Annotated in this window: 15 protein-coding genes; 6 read left to right on the top strand and 9 right to left on the bottom strand. The window is 63.5% G+C overall.

The genetic code is table 11. The features are described 5' to 3' along the window. Positions 1–6 precede the first annotated feature (6 nt). From AB433_RS17005 to AB433_RS16990, 4 genes are all read left to right on the top strand, one after another. Positions 7–1209 (top strand): glycosyltransferase family 4 protein, encoded by a 1203-nt coding sequence (locus AB433_RS17005; RefSeq protein ID WP_047822710.1) that lies wholly within the window; start codon positions 7–9, stop codon positions 1207–1209. 3 nt (positions 1210–1212) lie between these two features. Continuing rightward, positions 1213–2190, top strand: coding sequence for an NAD-dependent epimerase/dehydratase family protein (locus AB433_RS17000; protein ID WP_047822708.1), 978 nt, complete (start codon positions 1213–1215; stop codon positions 2188–2190). 78 nt (positions 2191–2268) lie between these two features. Next, positions 2269–3222 carry a GDP-L-fucose synthase family protein gene (locus AB433_RS16995; protein WP_047822706.1) on the top strand — a complete coding sequence of 318 codons (954 nt, stop codon included), beginning with the start codon at positions 2269–2271 and terminating at the stop codon, positions 3220–3222. Then, the gene (locus AB433_RS16990) at positions 3219–4598 is read left to right on the top strand and encodes a lipopolysaccharide biosynthesis protein (RefSeq protein WP_047822704.1); all 1380 of its coding nucleotides are present in this window, start codon (positions 3219–3221) and stop codon (positions 4596–4598) included. Before AB433_RS16995 ends, AB433_RS16990 begins: the two co-directional genes overlap by 4 nt. On the opposite strand, the gene AB433_RS16985 is transcribed toward AB433_RS16990, so the two are convergent. The 6 genes from AB433_RS16985 to AB433_RS16960 form a co-directional block, all read right to left on the bottom strand. Continuing rightward, positions 4595–5836 (bottom strand): glycosyltransferase family 4 protein, encoded by a 1242-nt coding sequence (locus tag AB433_RS16985; RefSeq protein WP_047822702.1) that lies wholly within the window; start codon positions 5834–5836, stop codon positions 4595–4597. The two genes, AB433_RS16990 and AB433_RS16985, sit on opposite strands and share 4 nt — an antisense overlap. 326 nt (positions 5837–6162) lie before the next feature. Then, complete coding sequence (locus AB433_RS16980; protein ID WP_047822700.1) at positions 6163–6420, bottom strand: hypothetical protein; 258 nt, start codon at positions 6418–6420, stop codon at positions 6163–6165. 117 nt (positions 6421–6537) lie between these two features. Continuing rightward, positions 6538–7581 (bottom strand): DNA polymerase III subunit delta, encoded by a 1044-nt coding sequence (gene holA / locus AB433_RS16975; RefSeq protein ID WP_047822697.1) that lies wholly within the window; start codon positions 7579–7581, stop codon positions 6538–6540. Between the two features lie 13 nt (positions 7582–7594). Next, positions 7595–8092, bottom strand: coding sequence for an LPS assembly lipoprotein LptE (lptE, locus tag AB433_RS16970; RefSeq protein WP_047822695.1), 498 nt, complete (start codon positions 8090–8092; stop codon positions 7595–7597). Then, positions 8092–10614 carry a leucine--tRNA ligase gene (gene leuS / locus AB433_RS16965; RefSeq protein WP_047822693.1) on the bottom strand — a complete coding sequence of 841 codons (2523 nt, stop codon included), beginning with the start codon at positions 10612–10614 and terminating at the stop codon, positions 8092–8094. Before leuS ends, lptE begins: the two co-directional genes overlap by 1 nt. A gap of 22 nt (positions 10615–10636) precedes the next feature. Continuing rightward, entirely contained in the window at positions 10637–11098 is a 462-nt protein-coding gene (locus tag AB433_RS16960; protein ID WP_047822691.1) for a DUF3576 domain-containing protein, read from the bottom strand. A gap of 421 nt (positions 11099–11519) precedes the next feature. Here AB433_RS16960 and AB433_RS16955 point away from each other — a divergent pair, with 421 nt between their 5' ends. Beyond that, positions 11520–12296 (top strand): Rho GTPase-activating protein, encoded by a 777-nt coding sequence (locus AB433_RS16955; RefSeq protein ID WP_245626701.1) that lies wholly within the window; start codon positions 11520–11522, stop codon positions 12294–12296. A gap of 231 nt (positions 12297–12527) precedes the next feature. After that, complete coding sequence (gene phbB, locus AB433_RS16950) at positions 12528–13250, top strand: acetoacetyl-CoA reductase (protein ID WP_047822689.1); 723 nt, start codon at positions 12528–12530, stop codon at positions 13248–13250. A gap of 40 nt (positions 13251–13290) precedes the next feature. Here phbB and AB433_RS16945 read toward each other — a convergent pair whose 3' ends face one another. The 3 genes from AB433_RS16945 to gltB form a co-directional block, all read right to left on the bottom strand. Further along, a complete protein-coding gene (locus AB433_RS16945) occupies positions 13291–13863 on the bottom strand; it encodes a DUF1993 family protein (RefSeq protein ID WP_047824390.1) in 573 nt (190 codons plus the stop codon). Between the two features lie 98 nt (positions 13864–13961). Further along, on the bottom strand, positions 13962–15398 hold the full coding sequence (locus AB433_RS16940) for a glutamate synthase subunit beta (RefSeq protein ID WP_047822688.1): 1437 nt from the start codon (positions 15396–15398) through the stop codon (positions 13962–13964). A gap of 12 nt (positions 15399–15410) precedes the next feature. Beyond that, positions 15411–20051, bottom strand: coding sequence for a glutamate synthase large subunit (gene gltB / locus AB433_RS16935; RefSeq protein WP_047824389.1), 4641 nt, complete (start codon positions 20049–20051; stop codon positions 15411–15413). Positions 20052–20071: the final 20 nt, after the last annotated feature.

Below are 20071 nucleotides of genomic sequence, written 5' to 3'. Positions count from 1 at the left end.
GCACTCTTGAAAATTCTGCTGGTCGATTACTCGGGACACCCGTTTCAGGTTCAGCTTTCGCGCGCGCTGGCGCGGCGCGGGCACAGCGTTCGCCACGTTTTTTCGGCCAGCTTTCAGACCCCGCATGGCCGCCTGTCGCGCGAAGACGGTGACCCGCCGACGTTCGAAATCGCTTCGGTCAGCACGAAACAAGCCTTTGCCAAGGCCAGCTTCGTCAAACGCCGCGCGCAAGAGATCGAGATCGGTCACGCGCTTGCCGATCAGGTCCGCGCCTTCGCACCCGATGTCGTCCTGTCCAGCAATGTCCCACTCGACGCGCAGCGCGGGTTGCAAAGGGCGACGCACGATGCGGGCGCGCGGTTCGTGTTCTGGTTGCAGGACATTTACAGCGAGGCGATTACCCGCGTCGTTACGCGCAAGTTCCCGGTGATCGGCCATTTGGTCGCCCGCATCTACGACCGGCTGGAATACCGCCTGCTCCGCCGGAGCGAGGGCGTAGTCGCGATCTCGCCCGACTTTCTGCCCATCCTTGCCGCACGCGGCGTCAGCCCATCGCGCACCCATGTCGTCGAAAACTGGGCACCGCTGGACGAATTGCCGATCTATCCGCGCGACAACGACTGGGCGGCAGCAAACATGCCCGCGGACGCGCTGCGCTTCGTCTATTCGGGCACCATCGGGTACAAGCACGATCCGATGCTGCTGCTGCAACTGGCAGAGGAACTGGGCGAGGGCGTGTCGGTGCTCGTCTTTTCGCAGGGCGAGGCCGCCGATGCCCTGGCGAGGGCCGCGGCGGACAAGGGCGTTGCCAACCTTTCGGTCCGCCCGTGGGTCCCGTTCGGGGACCTGCCAAGGATGCTGGGTGGGGCGGACGTGCTGGTCGCGATGATAGAGCCGGAGGCGGGGATTTATTCCGTGCCTTCGAAAATCCTGACCTACCTCGCCGCAGGCCGCCCGATCCTTGCATCCATGCCCAGCGCCAACCTTGCCGCCCGTAACATTACCGGCGCGGATGCCGGCATGGTGGTCGAACCCGGCGACCGGGCAGGAATGGTCGCCGCCGCGCGCGAACTTGCCGCATCGGCAGAGCGCCGCCGCGCGATGGGTGACAACGCCCGCCAGTATGCTAAGCGAACGTTCGACATCGACGCGATCGCCGATCGGTTCGAGACTATCCTTATGCCACAAGGCACTGAAAATCAGGAGTAAGCGATGAAATCCGCCCTCGTCCTCGGAGCCGGTGGCTTCATCGGCGGCCATCTCGTCAAGCGGCTGAAGCGCGAAGGTTTCTGGGTGCGCGGCGTGGACCTGAAGTTCCACGAATATGCCGAGACGGAGGCCGACGATTTCGTGATCGGCGACCTGCGCGACCAGGCCTTCTGCCGCACCGTGATCGATCGCCGGTTCGACGAAGTCTATCAGCTTGCCGCCGACATGGGCGGGGCCGGATACATCTTCACCGGCGAGCACGATGCCGACATCATGCACAATTCGGCATCCATCAACCTCAACGTCGCCGATATCGCGCACAAGCGAAATATCAACCGCGTGTTCTATTCCTCGTCCGCCTGCATGTACCCGGCGTACAACCAAGAGAACCCGAACGATCCGAACTGCCGCGAGGATTCGGCCTATCCCGCCGCGCCCGACAGCGAATACGGTTGGGAAAAGCTGTTCTCCGAACGATTGTTCCTTGCCTACAACCGCAACCACGGCATGGCGAACCGCGTCGCGCGCTATCACAACATATTCGGCCCCGAAGGCACATGGGACGGCGGCAAGGAAAAGGCCCCGGCGGCGATCTGCCGCAAGGTGGCGCGGGCGACCAGCGACGATACGATTGAAATCTGGGGCGACGGGCTTCAGACCCGCTCGTTCCTCTATATCGACGAATGCCTTGAAGGGACGCTGCGCCTGACCCGGTCGACGTTCGAAGGGCCGGTCAATATCGGATCGGACGAGATGGTAACGATCAACCAGCTGGTCGACACCGTGGCCGACATCGCGGGCAAGACGATCCACAAGGAACACATCCCCGGCCCCACCGGTGTGCGCGGGCGCAATTCCGAAAACAGCCTGATCGAGGAAAAGCTTGGCTGGCGGCCCAGCCAGACCCTGCGTCAGGGGCTGGAGCAGACCTATAGCTGGATTGAAACGCAGGTGCGGCGGAACACGCCTGCATCTGTTTAGCGGGCATCGGTCGGTGGCGATGGGCACGTTGCCCCCGACCGCGCCGACCGATCATTTGGCAAGTCGGGGCATCTGACGATGGCCGATGCATACGATCTGACGGGCAAGAGCGCCTATGTCGCGGGCCATGCGGGCATGGCGGGGCAAGCGATCGTGCGCGTTCTGGACCACGCCGGTTGCAGAGTTCTCACGGCCCCGCGTACGCTCGACTTGCGCGAACAGACGAAGGTTCGGGAATGGTTCGCGGACAATCGCCCGGAAGTCGTGATCATCGCCGCCGCCCGCGCGGGCGGAATCATGGCACATCGCGAGCGGCCTGCGGAATTCGCATACGACAATGTGATGATCGCCGCGAACCTGATCGATACCGCCGCCAGACATGCGGTCGAACGGCTGGTCTTCGTGGCATCGTCGGCGATCTATCCGCGCGGGGCGGCGCAGCCGATCAAGGAAAGCGCCTTTTTGCAGGGCGCGCCCGATCCCGGTCACCTCGGTTATGCCATCGCCAAGATCGCGGGCGCGACGCTGTGCGATACCTATCGCGCGCAATACGGCTGCGATTTCATGACGGCGGTGCCGACGAACCTCTATGGTCCGGGCGATCGATACGATCCGGTGAAAAGCCACGTCGTCCCCGCGCTGATCCGCAAGGCACATGAAGCCAAGATCGCCGGTAACGAAGCAATGACGATCTGGGGCACCGGCACGCCCCGTCGCGAACTGCTTTTCGTCGATGATTTCGCCGAGGCTTGCGCCCATCTGGTAAAGCACGGGCAAGGCGGCGGCCTGTTCAACGTCGGCACGGGGGAAGACATCGCGATCCGCGACCTTGCCGCATTGGTGGCGGAAACGGTCGGTTTCCGGGGCAAGATCGTAACAGACCCCGCAAAGCCCGACGGAGCGCAAGGCAAGCGGATCGACAGCACGCGATTGCGCGCAACCGGCTGGCGACCGAAAACCGATCTGCGTAGCGGGTTGGCGGCGACCTATCGCGATTTCCTGTCGCGCGGCGATGGCGGAGTGGCTGCATGATCGCGCGACTTTGGCGAAAACTCGCGGGTTCGCGATTGGTGCGGAACGTCGGCGCACTCGGCTATGGGCAGGTCACGCTGATGGTGGGCCAGCTCTTGGCCGTGCCGGTATTCGCCAGCGTCTGGGGGCTGGAGGTCTATGGCGCGTGGTTGCTGCTGTTCACTCTGCCATCCTACCTTTCGATGACCGACCTTGGCGTGACGGCTGCGGCATCGAATAAGATGATCATGGCCAACGCCACGGTCGAAGTGGCGCAGCGCGATGCGGTGAAACGCACCTTTGCGACCATGCGGCAAACCCAGTTCGCGGTCGGCGTCGCGCTCGTGCTTGGCGCGGCGCTGCTGCTCTACGTCGTCGCCCCCGGCGTGGTCGATTTCGCCCAGCCTGCGGCGGAGGGTTATGCGCGAGAGGCGACATTGGCCCTTGTCGCCTATGGCGCCGTTTCGTTGCAATTGAACGGACTGCGCGGGGGGCTGCGGGCCACCGACCGCTTCGCCGCCGCGACGCTGACGCAGTCGACATTGATCGCGGTCGAACTGATCATAGCGGTGGCCCTTGTGCTGTTGGGGTTCGGTATCCTGCCGGTGGCGTTGGGGTATCTGGTCGTCCGCTTGGCCGGGGTTCCGATCCTGAGCGGATTTCTGCGCCGCGCCGCACCATGGATGCTGGACCGTAACGCCCGTTTCAGCCTTTCCGAATTGCGCGGACTGGCCCGCCCCTCGCTGGCCGCGCTGGCATTGCCGCTGGGCACGGCCATGGCCTTGCAGATGATGACGGTGCTGGTCGGCGCGCGCGCCGGAATTGCCGCCGTGCCGATCTTTACCACCGTTCGCACCCTGACCCGGTTGCCGTTCCAGATTACCGGGCTTCTCTCAAACGCCGCCATGCCGCTTTTCGGCGTCGCGCACTCCGCCGCGCGGCGCGTGGATCAGGTTGCGCTGTTAATCCTGACAGTCGGCACCAACATCGCGGTTCTGGTCCCAACACTGGGCATTCTGGCGCTGATTGGGCCGGAAATCGTGATGCTATGGACGGCAGGCACGATCGATCCGCCACGCGATTTCGTGATCGCGATGGGGGTGACAATGGTGCTGAACGGGGTGTGGATGGGCATGGCGACGTTGCTGCTGTCGATCAACCGGCAGGAAGGCTACGCAATCCAGTTCATCGTCCTGTCCGCGCTGGCGCTGGCGATTGCATGGGTTCTGGTCGAGCCGCTCGGCCCGCTGGGCGCGGCGCTGGCGCTCAACGCGCTCGATGCCGTGATGGTCCTCATCCTGTTTCAACAGACGAAGCGAGCGGGATTCCTGCACCGGGACGATCTGCGGGCCGGTTTCGCGATGCTGCGGGACCGGGTGTGGGGCCTGATCCGCTAAAGCCCCAGCGAGGCAAGCTCCCCGGCGATATTATCGCGATAATGCGCAAAGCTGTACTGCCGCGCCTCACCCTGCGCGGCGGCGCGCCATGCGTTCAGCCGGTCGCGGTCCTCCACCATCGTCATCATCGCGCGGTGCACCGATTCCGTGGAAGGCTGCCCGATCTGCAGCCCCGTTTCGGGTGTCACCGCCTCTGCGCACCGGTCGCTCTGGATCAGGGCACAGCCCGAGGCCAGCGCCTCGTAAAGCGTGATGCCCGCGCCTTCGAACAGGCTGGGCAACAAAAACGCGTGGTGGTCGGCCATGATCGCGGGCACATCGGCGCGCGAAACGGTGGGAATATAGCGCACCCGGTCGGAATAGCGGGCAAAGACCCGCCGCGGCAGTTTCAGGTCGCCCACGATGGTCAGTTGTGCGGCGCTGGGCGGTATTTTCTCGATCGCCTCCAGCACGTACTGGATCCCCTTGCGCGGGATGACGAGGCCGACCCACAGGAACTTCACCGGCTCATCCCGGCCCACCGGTTTCGGCGGAGGCAGGTGTGCGAAAAGCGGCTCGTCATAGCAATAGTTCAGCACGCGGGTGCGGTCGCGGATCGTCGGGTCGTCCTCTGCCTGTTCGATCGTGCGCCGTGCAAACGGGCTGCCGACAAGGATGCGTCGCGCCAGCCGGTATTCGGCAGCGTCGCTATCGATGATTTCCTGCGGGATCGGGCGTTCGGCCGGCAGGAACCATTCGCCATAATCCTGCCGCACTGGCTCCATCATCCGGTTGTAGATACGAAAATCGCCATTCGTCCGGTCTAGGATGCAGGTTCGGCCGTGCTGTCGCGCCAATTCGAATGTGCTGCGCGAGGATCCGCTATAGCCCCAAAGCGCGAACCGTTCGGCGGAGGTGACCGCAGCGGCAAGATTGGCGACGAAGCGATCGTTGCCCCACATGTCGATCCGCTTGGCCAGGCGGCGCTGGCCCAGCCGCTTGGCAATGCGTTCGGCCCATTCTGCCCACCCAGCGGTGCGTACTTTCGCAGGGTTCAGGCCGGGATGCTGAAACCGGCGAAATTCCCGGTGCAATCGTTCGCCCAGCGCGCCGGGGGCATAGCGTTCCAGACGATAGGGAAACCGGTCGGGCTGATAAAAGATCGATGTCGCGTACCAGGCCAGCCGGTCCAGATCCTGTAACGCGGTTGCCGTCTGCCAGCTGTGCTGTGTGCCCGGGTGGAATACCGCTACGTCCATCGCCCGCGGCCTAATGCATGGCCGGGGACTTTGCACCCGCTTTGTGAACCTTGCGCGCGTTGCCTTCGCCGGGACGCTTGCCTAAGTGTCTGGCGTGCCGCGAATGCCACGCCTTGTCCCCCGCCGCCGTGGCAGCAGCGCACGCCTGCCCCGCGTGGCGCTGTTGTGGTCGCAATTCGGCCCCTATCACGTGGATCGCTGCAAGGCGGCGGCAGAGGCGCTGAAAGGACATGCCGACCTGCTCTGCGTGGAAATGGCGAGCGCGACGAAGACTTATGCGTGGGAACCTTCGGGGAAGATCGCCGAGGAACAGTGGGGTTTGGTCGTCAACGATGCGTCAGCGAGTGCTGGATCGCAAAGCTCACCGGGTGAAACAGCGAGCCAAAGGCAAAGCTGGCGAACACCGCCACGATGTCGCCCAGCATCAGCGCGAGATAACATTGCAGCCGCCGCTTCTCCAAAGCAGGGATCGCCGCAGCAGGCCGTGCATCCCCCTTCGCCGCGCGGCCATTGCGCGGTTCGGGAATGACGGGGGCGTTACCAACTTTTGCGGATGCCCGTTCGCGACGCGACTGCATATCCATGGGAAACTACGATATTCGAAAAATCTGAGCGATACGCCTGTTAGCGCAGCCTAGGCTGCAAGCCAACAAAAGCGCGCGCAGGCTAACGCAGGACCGCCAGGCAGGCAGCATCAAATGCTAACGCCGGGGTTGGGCGGCGCGCGCGATCTCTGCGCAGCCTGCCGCGAAAAGCAGCGGTGCGGCCTGACTGTCGGCCAGCAGCGCACGGTGCAGCTCGATCAGCTTCTCCCCCAACCGCGCCAGACGCGGCCCGCGCCACCTTTGCAGCTGTTGCGTTACGGCTGGTTGATCGCGAAAAAACAGGCGGCGCGACTGCACTTCGCCCGCGACGAAGCCCGCGACATCACCGCTTTGCCCCATTCGCGCTGCCAATTGCGCCAATTGGGCCACCCGCCGCTCCATCGCCAACACCGTACCGACAGGGTTGAGATTCAACTGGTGAAACCGCGACAGTTCGTGCGGCACTTTCGCCGCATCGCCCGACAGAACCGCATCGACCAGCGGCATCATGCCGTCGTCCTCGGTCTCCGCCGCGATGGCGTCGAGGTCTTGCGCGGTGACGTTGCGCGGGGCCTGCGGATCGGCGTCGAGATATAGAGCCAGCTTCGCGACTTCGGACGCGGCCATGCGCGTATCCAGACCAACCGAGCCGGCAATCCGCTGGGCCAGTTCGGTCCCCATGCGCAGGCCCGCCGCGTCGGCAAGGCGGCGGACTTCGCCGGTCACCGAGGCAAGATCGGGCGGGTAGAACATGGCAACCAGCGCATCGTCGCGCTTTTCGAGCAGCTTTGCGGAGCGGGACTTGTCGGTCGCGCCATTGGCGACGATTAGCACCGGCCAGCCCTGCGCAATCTCGGCCGGGTCGCTGTCGGTGAGGATTTTCAGCGCCTCCAGCGCTTCCTCGCCATTGGCGCGCACGACGATGTGCCGCCGGTCGCCGAACAGGGAAGTCGAGCGGGTTTCGTCGGCCAGCCGCACCGGATCGCGTTTCAGGTCGCCGCCGTCGATCTCAACCTTCTCGCCCGGATCGTCGAGCATGGCGATAACACGCGCCGCCGCGCCGTGGGCTCCCGCCTCGTCAGGGCCACAGAAGAAGAATATCTTCGCCTTGCGCGCCGCACCGGCGGCGGTCTGGGCGAAGTTGCGTTGGGTGGCCTTCATCCCGCCACCCGGCTCACATCACCGGCGCGGGGCCGTTGGCGCGCAGTTTCAACGCGACGTTGGTGACGATGCGTTCGGACACTTCGCGCGTCAGATTCTCGATCGCGGTCTGCTCTGCCGCGATGGTCGCATATTCACTGGAAACGACGTCGATACCGGCGTCCATGCCCGATGTCGTATCCAGCACGGTTTCGCCGGTGGTCAGGTCAACCAGCCGATAGCGCGCGCGCAAGGTGCGACGTTCACGCCCGATGGTATCGTCGCCCAGCAGGCCAAGGCCCTCAAGCTGGTCGTCGAGCCGCACGTCGAGCCGATACTGCGGCGAACCGCCGTCCGCGCCCAACCGCTCAATCAAGGCATCGCGCATCAGCCAGCCGAGCTGGCCCGAAATCGGCGACACCTCTATCGCGGCAAGCCCGGTCGCGACCCGTCCGTTACCGCCGCCCGCGTACATCGGCGACAGCCCGCAGGCAGAGAGCAGCAGCGCAAGAGGGAGGACGAGAAAACGCATCAGACGACGATGTTCACCAAACGGTCGGGCACCACGATCACCTTGCGGACCGGCGCCCCATCGATGTTACGCTGAACCTTCTCGCTGGCAAGCGCAAGCGCCTCCAGCTGATCCTTGCCGGTTCCCTTGGCGACGGTGATCGTATCGCGCAGCTTGCCCTTCACCTGCACGGCGATGGTAACTTCGTCCTCGACCAGCATCGCCTCGTCGTACCTGGGCCACGCGGCTTGCGCGATCAGGCCGGTAAATCCGGCGCGCGACCATGCCTCTTCGGACAAATGCGGCATCATCGGCGCGACCAGCAGGATCAGCGTGCGGATCGCCTCGCTGCGGCTGGCCGAGGGCGCGGCCTTTTCGGCAGCATTTGTCAATTCGTAGATGCGGGCGACGGCCTTGTTGAAACCCAACGCCTCGATATCGTCGGCCACGGCAGCGATTGTCTGGTGCATCTTACGCGCCAGAGCCTTGTCGTCACCTTGCGCATTGGCGTCGTACTGCCCGAACAGACGCCACAGGCGCTGGACGAAACGACCGCAGCCTTCGATGCCCGCTTCGCTCCACGGCAGATCGCGTTCGGGCGGGCTGTCGGAGAGCATGAACCAGCGCACCGCGTCCGCACCGTACTGAGCCACGATCTCGTCCGGGTCGACGACGTTCTTTTTCGACTTCGACATCTTGATGACGCGGCCGATCTCCACCGGCTGACCATCGTCTTTGAGCGTCGCGCCATTACCATCACGCAGGACTTCGGAAGGGCTGTAATAGACCGCGCGGCCATCGACCTTGCGTTCATAGGTCTCGTGCGTGACCATACCTTGCGTGAACAACTGGGCGAAGGGTTCCTTCACCTCAACCATGCCGCAATGGGCCAGCGCTCGGGTCCAGAACCGGGCGTAGAGCAAGTGCAGGATCGCGTGTTCGATCCCGCCGATGTACTGGTTGACCGGCAGCCACTTGGCGACTTCGGCGGCATCGAACGGCTTGTCGCCCGGCTGGCTGGCAAAGCGCAGGAAGTACCAGCTGGAATCGGCAAAGGTGTCGAGCGTGTCTGTCTCTCGCCGCGCCTTTGCGCCGCACTTCGGGCAATCGACATGTTTCCACGTAGGGTGACGGTCGAGCGGGTTGCCCGGCGTCTTGAAATCCACGTCGTCGGGAAGCGTGACCGGCAATTGATCCTCAGGGACCGGAACCACGCCGCAGGCATCGCAATGGATCATCGGGATTGGCGTGCCCCAATACCGCTGACGCGAAACGCCCCAGTCACGTAGGCGATACTGCGTCTTGGGAATGCCCCAACCGTCTTCGGCAGCGCGCGTGATAATCGCGGTCTTCGCATCCTCGACCGAAAGGCCGGAGAGGAAGTCGGAATTGACGACGATTCCCTCGCCCGCTTCGGCCTCGCCCTCGAACGGCTTGTCGGCATCGGCCTTGCTGGCCGCGACCACGCGCTTGATGGGAAGTCCGTACTTGGTGGCGAATTCGAAGTCGCGCTGGTCGTGGCCCGGCACGGCCATGATCGCGCCGGTGCCGTAATCCATCAGCACGAAGTTCGCTATCCAGACCGGCAAGTCCTCGCCCGTGAACGGGTGCGCAACTTTCAGCCCAGTATCGAAGCCCAGCTTCTCCGCCGTTTCCAGCTCGGCTGCGGTCGTGCCGCCTGCCTTGCACTTTTCGATGAAGGCCGCCGCCATGTGGTCGGTATCGGCCACTGCCTGCGCGATCGGGTGATCGGCGGCGACGGCGACGAAGCTTGCGCCGAAAATCGTGTCGGGCCGCGTGGTATAGACCTCGATGGTCTCGTCGAAGTTGCTGCCCTTGAAATGCGCCTGAAGGCCGGTCGACTTGCCGATCCAGTTTTCCTGCATCAGCCGGACTTTTTCGGGCCACTTGTCGAGCCCGCCCAGCCCTTCGAGCAATTCGTCGGCAAACTGCGTGATTTTTAGGAACCACTGGGAAAGCTTCCGCTTCTCCACCAGTGCGCCAGAGCGCCAGCCGCGCCCGTCGATCACCTGTTCGTTGGCCAGCACGGTCATGTCGACCGGGTCCCAGTTCACCGCGGATTCGCGGCGATAGACGAGGCCATGCCTGTAGAATTCGAGGAAGAGCGCCTGTTCGTGCCCATAATATTCGGCATCGCAGGTCGCGAACTCGCGGCTCCAGTCCAGCGCAAAGCCAAGGCGCTGCAACTGCGCCTTCATGTTGGCGATATTCTCGCGCGTCCAACCGCCGGGATGTACGCCCTTTTCCATCGCGGCATTTTCGGCCGGCATGCCGAACGCGTCCCAGCCCATCGGATGCAGCACTTCATGCCCGGTCATCGCCTTGAAGCGTGCCAGCACGTCGCCCATCGTGTAGTTGCGCACATGGCCGATGTGGATGCGCCCCGAAGGATAGGGGAACATCTCCAGCACATAGCTCTTCGGCTTGTCGCTCTCGGAATCGGCGCGGAAAGCCTCCGCCTCGTCCCACGCGCGTTGCCAGCGTCCGTCGGCGACCGACGGATCGAAGCGTTCTTCACTCATCGCAGTGCCCCGGTAACGCGGTTCAGCCGGTCAGCGCGTCGCGGCGCAGTTCGCGGGCGCGCGTAAGGATGATGTCTTCCAGCTTCTGGATCGTCGCGGCCTGAACCGGCGCGGCCACCCATGCGCCGCCCTGCGACACTTCGCGGCTGGCCGCAACGCGCAGCGCATCGGCGCGCAGGTCCTGGTCCAGGATCGCGACGCTGACCTTGATCCGCTCACCCGGATTGGCCGGATTGTTGTACCAGTCGGTCACGATCACGCCGCCGTTCGAATCGGCCTGCAGGATCGGCGCGAAGTCCAGCGTGTCGAGGCTGGCGCGCCAAAGGTAGGCGTTGACGCCGATCGTGGTGACCTGGCTGGCCGCAAGGTCGGCCTTGACCGCATCGTTGCTGCCGCCGCAGCCCGCAAGCAGCGCCAGTGCGCTTGCCGCCGCCAGCAGCCGGGCCGGTTTTGCGATGGTGCTTTCGAAGAAGGTGCCGGTCATCGATTCTCTTTTCCGTAAAAAGGCGTATTCAAATGGTCTTGTGCCGACAGGTCTGCCGGTGTGCGCGGCATGCTCTATCCCGCGCGAAGGCGGGCGGCAAGCGTCGAGCCGGAACAGCCCCCGAAACAGGACCATGCTTAATGCGACACGATGCCGAACCGCCTGCAACATGAGAGTCATAAACCCGCGCCATCCTTAACCGGCAATGTCCGAAAGGCGCGCCCTGTCGATTCCATGCAACATGTTGCGGCGAATCGCTTTTTCGCACGATTCGCTGCTTGGCATCGGGCGGGTGTTGAGGGTATAGAAACCAACCGAGCGGAAAATTCGCCCTGTCGTCTGGAACAGTGACGTCAAGAATGCGTATTTCCGCGTGAAAGGTCAGGAGGAAGTCGGCCAGATGGCTGGAGGGAAGACCAGGATGCAACGGCGCAAGGTGCGCGCAGGCTTCGGCTTGTGTGCCGGTGTCGCTTGCCTCGCGGCGCTGCCCTCGGCGCTTGCCGCCGTTTCCGGCGACACCCTTCGTATCGATAGCGGGCTGAGCCTTGCGGCTAGCGGTGATCTTGGCGCGTTCACGCCTGCCTCGGTCGATCCCAAGCTGCTCGACACGCTCCGCCGTGCAACCATCGCGCGCGGCGGAGACAGCAGCAGCCTGTTCCGCTTTACGCCCGCCGGTTCGCGGCAGAGCGGCAAGCGTTCGGTCACTCTGGCGGTTCGCGTCGATGCGGCTACGGCCAAATCGGTGAAGTCGCAGAAGGGCACCGATGGCATTCGCGGCATGGCCGGTGTCGACTCGGTCGCGTTCAACCTTGGCGTCGCGCGCGGCTATCAAAGCTTTACGCAGAACAACGCACCCGCCGTTCAGGCAGGTACGCGCTCGTTCACGCTGCCCAATGAAATCGGCGAAGACACTGCGCCCGACCTGCGCAGCTTTACGCCCGCCAAATCGGCCAGCAGCGGCAAAAGCCGGTTCAGCACTACGGTCGAGCTTGACGAGAATGCCCTGCCGGGCAGCGCGCCGCGCACGTTTGCCGATGGCGAAAAGTCGGTCGATGTCGGCGGTGCCTATCGCGTGGCGGGCAACCTGAAGGTGACGGCCGGTATCCGCTATTCATCCGATCGCGATCGCCTTGCCCCGCTGACCGATGGGCAGCAGGACAATCAGTCGGTTTACGTCGGCACCCGTTTCCGCTTCTGATCCGAAGCCTTGGTCGCGATTGTCGCGATCCTTTCACATCTCTCTGCCTTTACCGTCGCGCCGTGATCGCTGCGCATTGGACTTTTGTGCAAGTGCGAAAGATCTCATTGCATTATTGTGCAGTGCAGCATAATACGACCGCACAAGTGCTTTCGACGAAAGTCCGCTTGTAGAGGAAGGGGCGCGCCCATAACGTCGTGCCGAGGAGAGCAACTGAAAGGAAATACGCCAATGACAAGAGTTGCAGTCGTCACAGGGGGCAGCCGGGGCATCGGCGAGGGAATCAGCCTGGCCCTGCGCGACCTGGGTTTCACCGTTGCCGCCAACTATGCTGGCAATGACGAAAAGGCCCGCGCCTTCACAGAGCGGACGGGCATTCCGACCTATAAATTCGACGTGGGCGACCACGAAGCGACCATCGCCGGTTGCGCCAAGATCGCCGAAGATCTTGGCCCCATCGATGTCGTCGTCAACAACGCTGGCATCACCCGCGATGGCGTTCTGCACAAGATGAGCTGGGACGACTGGAACGAGGTGATGCGCGTCAACCTTGGCGGGTGTTTCAACATGGCCAAGGCCACGTTCCCCGGCATGCGCGAACGCAAGTGGGGCCGCATCGTCAACATCGGTTCGGTCAACGGCCAGGCCGGTCAGTACGGTCAGGTCAACTATGCCGCGGCCAAGTCGGGCATCCACGGCTTTACCAAAGCCTTGGCGCAGGAAGGCGCGAAGTACGGCGTGACCGTGAACGCGATCGCGCCGGGCTATATCGACACCGATATGGTTGCCGCCGTTCCCGAATCGGTTCTGGAGAAGATCATCCAGAAAATCCCGGTCGGCCGCCTTGGCCATGCCGACGAAATCGCCCGCGGCGTCGCCTTCTTCGCATCAGAGGAGGCGACCTTCGTCACCGGATCGACCCTGTCGATCAACGGCGGCCAGCATATGTATTGATCGGTTCGGGGCGGCAAACCGATCGCCGCCCCCTCCCGACTTACCCCATGTTCGCAGGCAATGTGCCGGGCCTTACGTGCGCAAACATGTGTGCGACGAAATCTGCCTTGCCCAGTTCCACGCCCTGCCCCCGCATGATCGCGTAGGCAGTGACGAGGTGAAAATAGAACTGCGGCAAGGCCCAGTCGCGAACGTACTGTTCCAACGTTACATCGAAAACAATGCCGATGGGCAGGCTATGCGCGACAGGCCGGTCCGGGGCATCGACCTTGGCCGGGTTCAGCAATTTTTCGACAACCGTGATCGTCTGCTCGATCCGCGCGAGGGCGCTATCGATCGTGCCTGGGGCATCACCAGCGTTCTGACCCTCTTTCAGCATTTCGCCGACGAGCGCGGGGAACTCCATCTCACGCAGCCGGTATGTCCCTTCCAAGGCCTGCGCACAGACAAAGCGGACTTGGGTCGCCAGCGGAAACATATCTGGCGCGATCCGGGAGACCAAAAGGTCTTGAGCGGCAGCATCCCCCAGCTGATCGCGCGCCTTGGTCAACCAGTTGGCGAGCAAATGCAGGTGTTGGACATAAGTCGCGGACAGGATCGAGGATGGCGTCATCCCGACCATGTCGGGCCGCAACGCCAGACTTGCAAGCAAAACAAAAGGGCGCGCCCCGCATCCGGAGCGCGCCCTTTGTCATTGCATAGTCGCGCCGATCAGCGCGGCAGTTCGGTCTCGCCCATCAGCGCCAGATCGACGCTGCGCGCAGCCTGACGGCCTTCGCGGATCGCCCAGACGACAAGGCTCTGCCCACGGCGCATGTCACCGCAGACCCAGACCTGCGCATCGCTGGTGCGATAGTCGTCGGTATTTGCCGCGACATTGCCGCGCGCGTCATACTCGAGGTTGGCCTTGTCGAGCATACCGGCCTTCTTCGGACCGACGAAGCCCATCGCAAGCAGGATCAGGTCGGCCTTCAGCGTGAATTCGCTGCCCGGCACTTCCTTCATCTCGCGGCCTTCCCATTCGAGGCGGACGCATTCGAGGCCGGTGACCTTCCCGTTCTCGCCCACGACCCGTTTGGTCAGGACAGAGAAGTCACGGTCGACACCCTCTTCGTGGCTGGACGAGGTGCGCAGCTTCAGCGGCCAGTTCGGCCACGTCATCGCCTTGTCCTCGCGCTCCGGCGGTTTGGGCATGATTTCCAGCTGCGTGACGCTGGCTGCGCCCTGACGGTTGCTGGTGCCGACGCAGTCCGAACCGGTATCGCCGCCGCCGATGACGATGACGTGCTTGCCCGTCGCGGTCAGCGTGCCGCGCGGGGCGGCGCGCTGTTCGTCATCGCCCGCGTTGCGCTTGTTCTGCTGCGTCAGGAATTCCATCGCAAGGCGCACGCCGCTCATTTCCGAACCCGGAATATCGAGCGTACGGGCATCTTCCGCGCCGCCCGACAGGACGACCGCGTCGAAGTTTTCCTTCAGCGTCTTGAGCGTGATCTCCACCCCGACCTCGGTGCTGGTGCGGAAGGTAACGCCTTCGGCCTCCATCTGTGCCGCGCGGCGGTTGATCAGATGCTTTTCCATCTTGAAGTCGGGAATGCCGTAACGCAGCAATCCGCCGACCCGGTCGTTCTTCTCGAACACCGTGACGGAGTGCCCCGCGCGCGCCAGCTGCTGCGCGCAGGCCATGCCCGCAGGTCCCGAACCGACGACGGCAACCGACTTTCCGGTCTTCTTTTCCGGCGGTTGCGGCTTGATCCAGTCGTTCTCCCACCCCTTGTCGACGATGGCGCATTCGATCGACTTGATGGTCACCGGTTCGTCGGTGATGTTGAGGGTGCACGCCGCTTCGCACGGGGCGGGGCAGATGCGGCCGGTGAACTCGGGGAAATTGTTGGTGGAGTGCAGCGTGATCAGCGCCTCCTTCCAGTCCCCCTCATAGGTCATGTGGTTCCAGTCCGGGATGATGTTGTTCACCGGACAGCCGTTGTGACAATAGGGAATGCCGCAATTCATGCACCGCGAGGCCTGCGAACGCAGCCCATCCTCGGTGTGGGGAATCACGAATTCCCGATAGTGCTGAAGGCGCTCCGCCGGGTCCGCATAAGTACGGTCGACGCGATCGAGTTCGAGAAAGCCGGTTTCCTTGCCCATCGTATCTGCCCCTTATTCCGCAGCTTCGCTCTGAGCGGCAAGACGCTCGGCTTCGAGGTTTTTCAGCGCGTTTTCGTAGTCGCGCGGCATCACCTTCACGAATTTCGTGACGGCATTGTCGAAATCGTCGAGCAGCGCCCGCGCCTTCGCACTGCCGGTGTGCAGGTGGTGCCGTTCGAGCAGGACCTTCAGGCGTTCCGCATCGTGGTAGAGCGGATCGCCCATGCCGAAGTCCTCGATCCCGCGACCGCGCTGAACCGGACGGCCGATGCCGTCGTCTTCGTCGCGGGCGTTGGCCACGGCGCGCAGGTCCACCATCGCCGTGTTGCAATGTTTATCGAACACGCCGTCGGGGTCGTAAACATAGGCGATGCCGCCGCTCATGCCAGCAGCGAAGTTACGGCCCGTGGGCCCCAGCACCAGTACGGTGCCGCCGGTCATATACTCACACCCGTGGTCGCCAATGCCTTCGACAACCGCGATCGCGCCAGAATTGCGGACGGCGAAACGTTCGCCTGCGACGCCGTTGAAATAGGCCTCGCCCGCAATCGCGCCGTACAGCACGGTGTTGCCAACGATGATGTTGTCGCCCGGTTCGCGCGGCGCGCCTTCGGGTGGACGGACGATGACGCGGCCGCCCGACAGGCCCTTGCCGACATAGTCGTTGCCGTCGCCGACAAGGTCCAGCGTGACGCCGTGCGCCAGCCATGCCGCGAACGACTGCCCCGCAACGCCGGTGAAGTTCACGCGGATCGTGTTGTCGGGCAGGCCGGCGTGGCCGTATTTCTTGGCGACTTCACCCGACAGCATCGTGCCGGTCGTGCGGTTCACGTTGCGAATCTCGCGGTCGATGCGGACGCTCTCGCCCTTTTCCAGCGCGGGTGCGCTGGCGGCGATCAGGTCGTTGTCGAGCGCGGCATCGAGGCCATGATCCTGCGTCTCGGTCCAGAACAGCTGCTTGCCTTCGGGCACTTCCACCTGGTGCAGCAGCTTCGACAGGTCGATGCCCTGGGCCTTCCAGTGGGTGATCGCCTTTTTCATGTCGATCCGGTCGACCCGGCCGATCATCTCGTCGAGCGTGGCAAAACCCATCTCGGCCATGATCTTGCGCAGCTCTTCGGCCACGAAGAAGAAGTAGTTGATCACGTGCTCCGGCTGACCGGTGAAGCGCTTGCGCAGCTCCGGGTTCTGCGTCGCGACGCCGACCGGGCAGGTATTCAGGTGGCACTTGCGCATCATGATGCAGCCTGCCGCGATCAGCGGGGCGGTGGCGAAGCCGAACTCGTCCGCGCCCAATAGAGCGCCGATGGCGACGTCGCGCCCGGTGCGCAGGCCGCCGTCGACCTGCACCGAAATGCGCGAACGCAGATCGTTGAGCAGCAGCGTCTGCTGCGTCTCGGCAAGGCCGATTTCCCAAGGAGAGCCGGCGTGCGTCAAGGACGTGAGCGGGGACGCGCCCGTGCCGCCTTCATAACCAGAGATCGTGACATGGTCCGCCCGCGCCTTCGAAACGCCCGCGGCGACCGTGCCGACGCCGACTTCAGAGACGAGCTTGACCGAGATGCGCGCTTGCCGGTTCACGTTCTTCAGGTCGTGGATCAGCTGTGCCAGATCCTCGATCGAGTAGATGTCGTGGTGCGGCGGGGGCGAAATCAGGCCTACGCCCGGCGTGGAGTGCCGCGTCTTGCCGATGATCTTGTCGACCTTGTGTCCGGGCAGCTGGCCACCCTCGCCGGGCTTTGCGCCCTGCGCCATCTTAATCTGGATGTCGTCGGCGTTGACGAGATACTCGGTGGTGACGCCGAAGCGGCCCGAAGCAACCTGCTTGATCGCCGAACGCATCGTGTCGCCGTTTTCGAGCGGCTTGAAACGGATCGGATCCTCACCCCCTTCACCGGTGTTCGACTTGCCGCCGATCCGGTTCATGGCCAGTGCCAGCGTCGTGTGCGCTTCCCAGCTGATCGAGCCATAGCTCATCGCGCCGGTCGCAAACCGCTTTACGATGCTTTCCGCCGATTCCACTTGATCGAGCGGCAGAGGCTCATCCGCCTTCTTCAGATCCATCAAGCCGCGGATCGTCAGCAGGCGTTCCGATTGCTCGTTGATGTCCTTCGCGTACTCCTCGTACGTGGCATAGTTGTTGCCGCGCACCGCGTGCTGAAGGTTGCTGATCGTCGCCGGGGTCCAGGCGTGGTCTTCGCCACGGATGCGATACTGATAAATACCGCCGACATCGAGCTGATTGCGGTAGATTTCCTCTTGGCCATAGGCCGCCTGGTGACGACGCACGGTTTCCTGCGCCACTTCGGCAAGGCCAACACCCTCGATCGTGGTCGCGGTGCCGGTGAAGTAGGCGTCGATGAACTTGGTCGACAGACCGACCGCGTCGAAGATCTGCGCGCCGCAATAGGACTGATAGGTCGAGATGCCCATCTTGGACATGACCTTCAGGATGCCCTTGCCGACCGCCTTGATGTAGTTCTTCTCGACCTCGTAAGCCTCCAGCGGGGCTTCCTTCTCGACGCGGATATGCTCCAGCGTCTCGAACGCGAGGTAGGGGTTCACGGCTTCCGCGCCGTAACCCGCCAGCACGCAGAAGTGGTGCACTTCGCGCGCTTCGCCGGTTTCGACGACAAGGCCGGTCTGCATACGCAGGCCCTGACGGATCAGATGCGCGTTGACCGCTGCCGTCGCCAGCAATGCGGGCATCGCAATGCGATCGGGGCCCTGCGCACGGTCGGAGAGGATCAGGATGTTCTTGTCCTGCAGCACCGCTTCGGTTGCGGACCAGCACATTTCCTTGATCGCCTGCTCCAGCCCGTCGGCCCCGGTGCTGGCATCCCAGGTGATGTCGATGGTGGCAGTGCGGAATGCACCGTCCAGCACTTCCTCTACCGAACGGATCTTGGCGAGATCGGCGTTGGTCAGGATCGGCTGGCTGATTTCCAGCCGCTTGTGCGTGCCGGCTTCCTTGCCCAGCAGGTTCGGACGCGGACCGATCATCGACAGCAGGCTCATCACCAGTTCTTCGCGGATCGGATCGATCGGCGGGTTGGTGACCTGAGCGAAGTTCTGCTTGAAATAGTCGTAGAGCAGGCGCGAACGCTTTGACAGGACGGCAATGGGCGTATCGGTGCCCATCGATCCGATCGGATCGTCGCCGTTGAACAGCATCGGCTCAAGGAACTTCGAAACGTCTTCCTGCGTGTAGCCGAATGCCTGCTGGCGATCGAGCAGTTCACCGACGGGAACGGGAACGTCCTCTGCATCCGGCTCCAGCGGGTCGAGATCTTCCAGCTTGTACTGCGAATGGTTCAGCCAGTCGGCATAGGGCTGCGCGGCGGCAAGCTCTGCCTTGACCTCCTCATCCTCGATGATGCGGCCCTGATCGAGGTCGATGACCAGCATCTTGCCCGGCTGCAGACGCCACTTGCGGGTGATCGAATCGTCGTCGAACGGCAATACGCCGCTTTCCGAAGCCATGCAGACAAGATCGTCGCTGGTCACGCAATAGCGCGCGGGGCGCAAACCGTTACGATCCAGCGTCGCGGCGATCTGGCGACCATCGGTAAAGGCGACGGCGGCGGGGCCGTCCCACGGCTCCATCAACGCGGCATGATATTCGTAGAACGCGCGGCGGGCCGGATCCATCTCGTGGTTCTTGGCCCAAGCCTCGGGGATGAGCATCATCATCGCGTGGCTGAGCGAATAGCCACCGGCAAGGAGCAGTTCGAGTGCGTTGTCGAGGCACGCGGTGTCCGACTGGCCATGCGGGATGATCGGCCACATCTTGTCGAGATCGGACCCCAACAGCGGCGATTCCATCGTGCGGCGGCGCGCGTTCATCCAGTTCACGTTGCCGCGAACCGTGTTGATTTCACCATTGTGGGCGATAAGCCGGAACGGCTGCGCCAGCTTCCAGCTGGGGAAGGTGTTGGTGCTGAACCGCTGGTGGACCAGCGCAAGCGCCGAGGTGCAGTCGGGATCACGCAGGTCGTCGTAGAAGCTGCCGACCTGGTTGGCGAGCAGCAAGCCCTTGTACACGATGGTCCGGCTCGAAAAACTCGGCATGTAAAGCTCGGTCAGGCCGGGCAGGTCATGCTTTTGCGCCAGCGATTCGAGCGGGTTCTGCACCTGCTTGCGGATGGCGAGGATCTTACGCTCGAACGCGTCCTGATCCTTGCACGGGCCGCCACGACCGATGATCGCCTGACGGATAACCGGCATTTCGGCGATGACCGTCTTGCCCAGCCCGTCCAGCGTGGTCGGCACGTCGCGCCAGCCGATCAGGTCCTGACCTTCCTTGGCGATAAACGTTTCAAACCGGTTCACGATGAATTCGCGCGCGGCATCGTCCTGCGGCAGGAAGCACATCGCCACCGCGTAATCGCCCGCGGGCGGCAGGGTCTTGCCGTTGGTATCGGCCCACTTGCGGAACAACGCATCGGGCATCTGGATCAGGATACCTGCCCCGTCGCCCAGCAACGGGTCAGCGCCCACCGCACCGCGATGGTCAAGGTTTTCCAGAATGGTCAGGCCCTGTTTAACAATCGCGTTGGATTTATCGCCTTTAATATGGGCGATGAAACCCACGCCACAGGCGTCATGTTCGTTGCGCGCATCGTAGAGGCCTTGAACCGGCGGAAAACCCATTGTCACCTATCCTGTCGGGG

Source organism: Croceicoccus naphthovorans, from assembly GCF_001028705.1.
GTDB classification, from domain to species: Bacteria; Pseudomonadota; Alphaproteobacteria; order Sphingomonadales; family Sphingomonadaceae; genus Croceicoccus; species Croceicoccus naphthovorans.
Note: the sequence above shows the minus strand (reverse complement) of the source record. Positions and strands in the feature narration are given on the sequence as shown.

What these genes read in the sequence shown, in the direction of transcription:
- AB433_RS17000 (WP_047822708.1), top strand. Translation starts at nt 1,213, where the DNA reads ATGAAATCCGCCCTCGTCCTCGGAGCCGGTGGCTTCATCGGCGGCCAT.
- AB433_RS16995 (WP_047822706.1), top strand. Translation starts at nt 2,269, where the DNA reads ATGGCCGATGCATACGATCTGACGGGCAAGAGCGCCTATGTCGCGGGC.
- AB433_RS16990 (WP_047822704.1), top strand. Translation starts at nt 3,219, where the DNA reads ATGATCGCGCGACTTTGGCGAAAACTCGCGGGTTCGCGATTGGTGCGG.
- AB433_RS16985 (WP_047822702.1), bottom strand. Translation starts at nt 5,836, where the DNA reads ATGGACGTAGCGGTATTCCACCCGGGCACACAGCACAGCTGGCAGACG.
- AB433_RS16980 (WP_047822700.1), bottom strand. Translation starts at nt 6,420, where the DNA reads ATGGATATGCAGTCGCGTCGCGAACGGGCATCCGCAAAAGTTGGTAAC.
- holA (WP_047822697.1), bottom strand. Translation starts at nt 7,581, where the DNA reads ATGAAGGCCACCCAACGCAACTTCGCCCAGACCGCCGCCGGTGCGGCG.
- lptE (WP_047822695.1), bottom strand. Translation starts at nt 8,092, where the DNA reads ATGCGTTTTCTCGTCCTCCCTCTTGCGCTGCTGCTCTCTGCCTGCGGG.
- leuS (WP_047822693.1), bottom strand. Translation starts at nt 10,614, where the DNA reads ATGAGTGAAGAACGCTTCGATCCGTCGGTCGCCGACGGACGCTGGCAA.
- AB433_RS16960 (WP_047822691.1), bottom strand. Translation starts at nt 11,098, where the DNA reads ATGACCGGCACCTTCTTCGAAAGCACCATCGCAAAACCGGCCCGGCTG.
- AB433_RS16955 (WP_245626701.1), top strand. Translation starts at nt 11,520, where the DNA reads ATGCAACGGCGCAAGGTGCGCGCAGGCTTCGGCTTGTGTGCCGGTGTC.
- phbB (WP_047822689.1), top strand. Translation starts at nt 12,528, where the DNA reads ATGACAAGAGTTGCAGTCGTCACAGGGGGCAGCCGGGGCATCGGCGAG.
- AB433_RS16945 (WP_047824390.1), bottom strand. Translation starts at nt 13,863, where the DNA reads ATGACGCCATCCTCGATCCTGTCCGCGACTTATGTCCAACACCTGCAT.
- AB433_RS16940 (WP_047822688.1), bottom strand. Translation starts at nt 15,398, where the DNA reads ATGGGCAAGGAAACCGGCTTTCTCGAACTCGATCGCGTCGACCGTACT.
- gltB (WP_047824389.1), bottom strand. Translation starts at nt 20,051, where the DNA reads ATGGGTTTTCCGCCGGTTCAAGGCCTCTACGATGCGCGCAACGAACAT.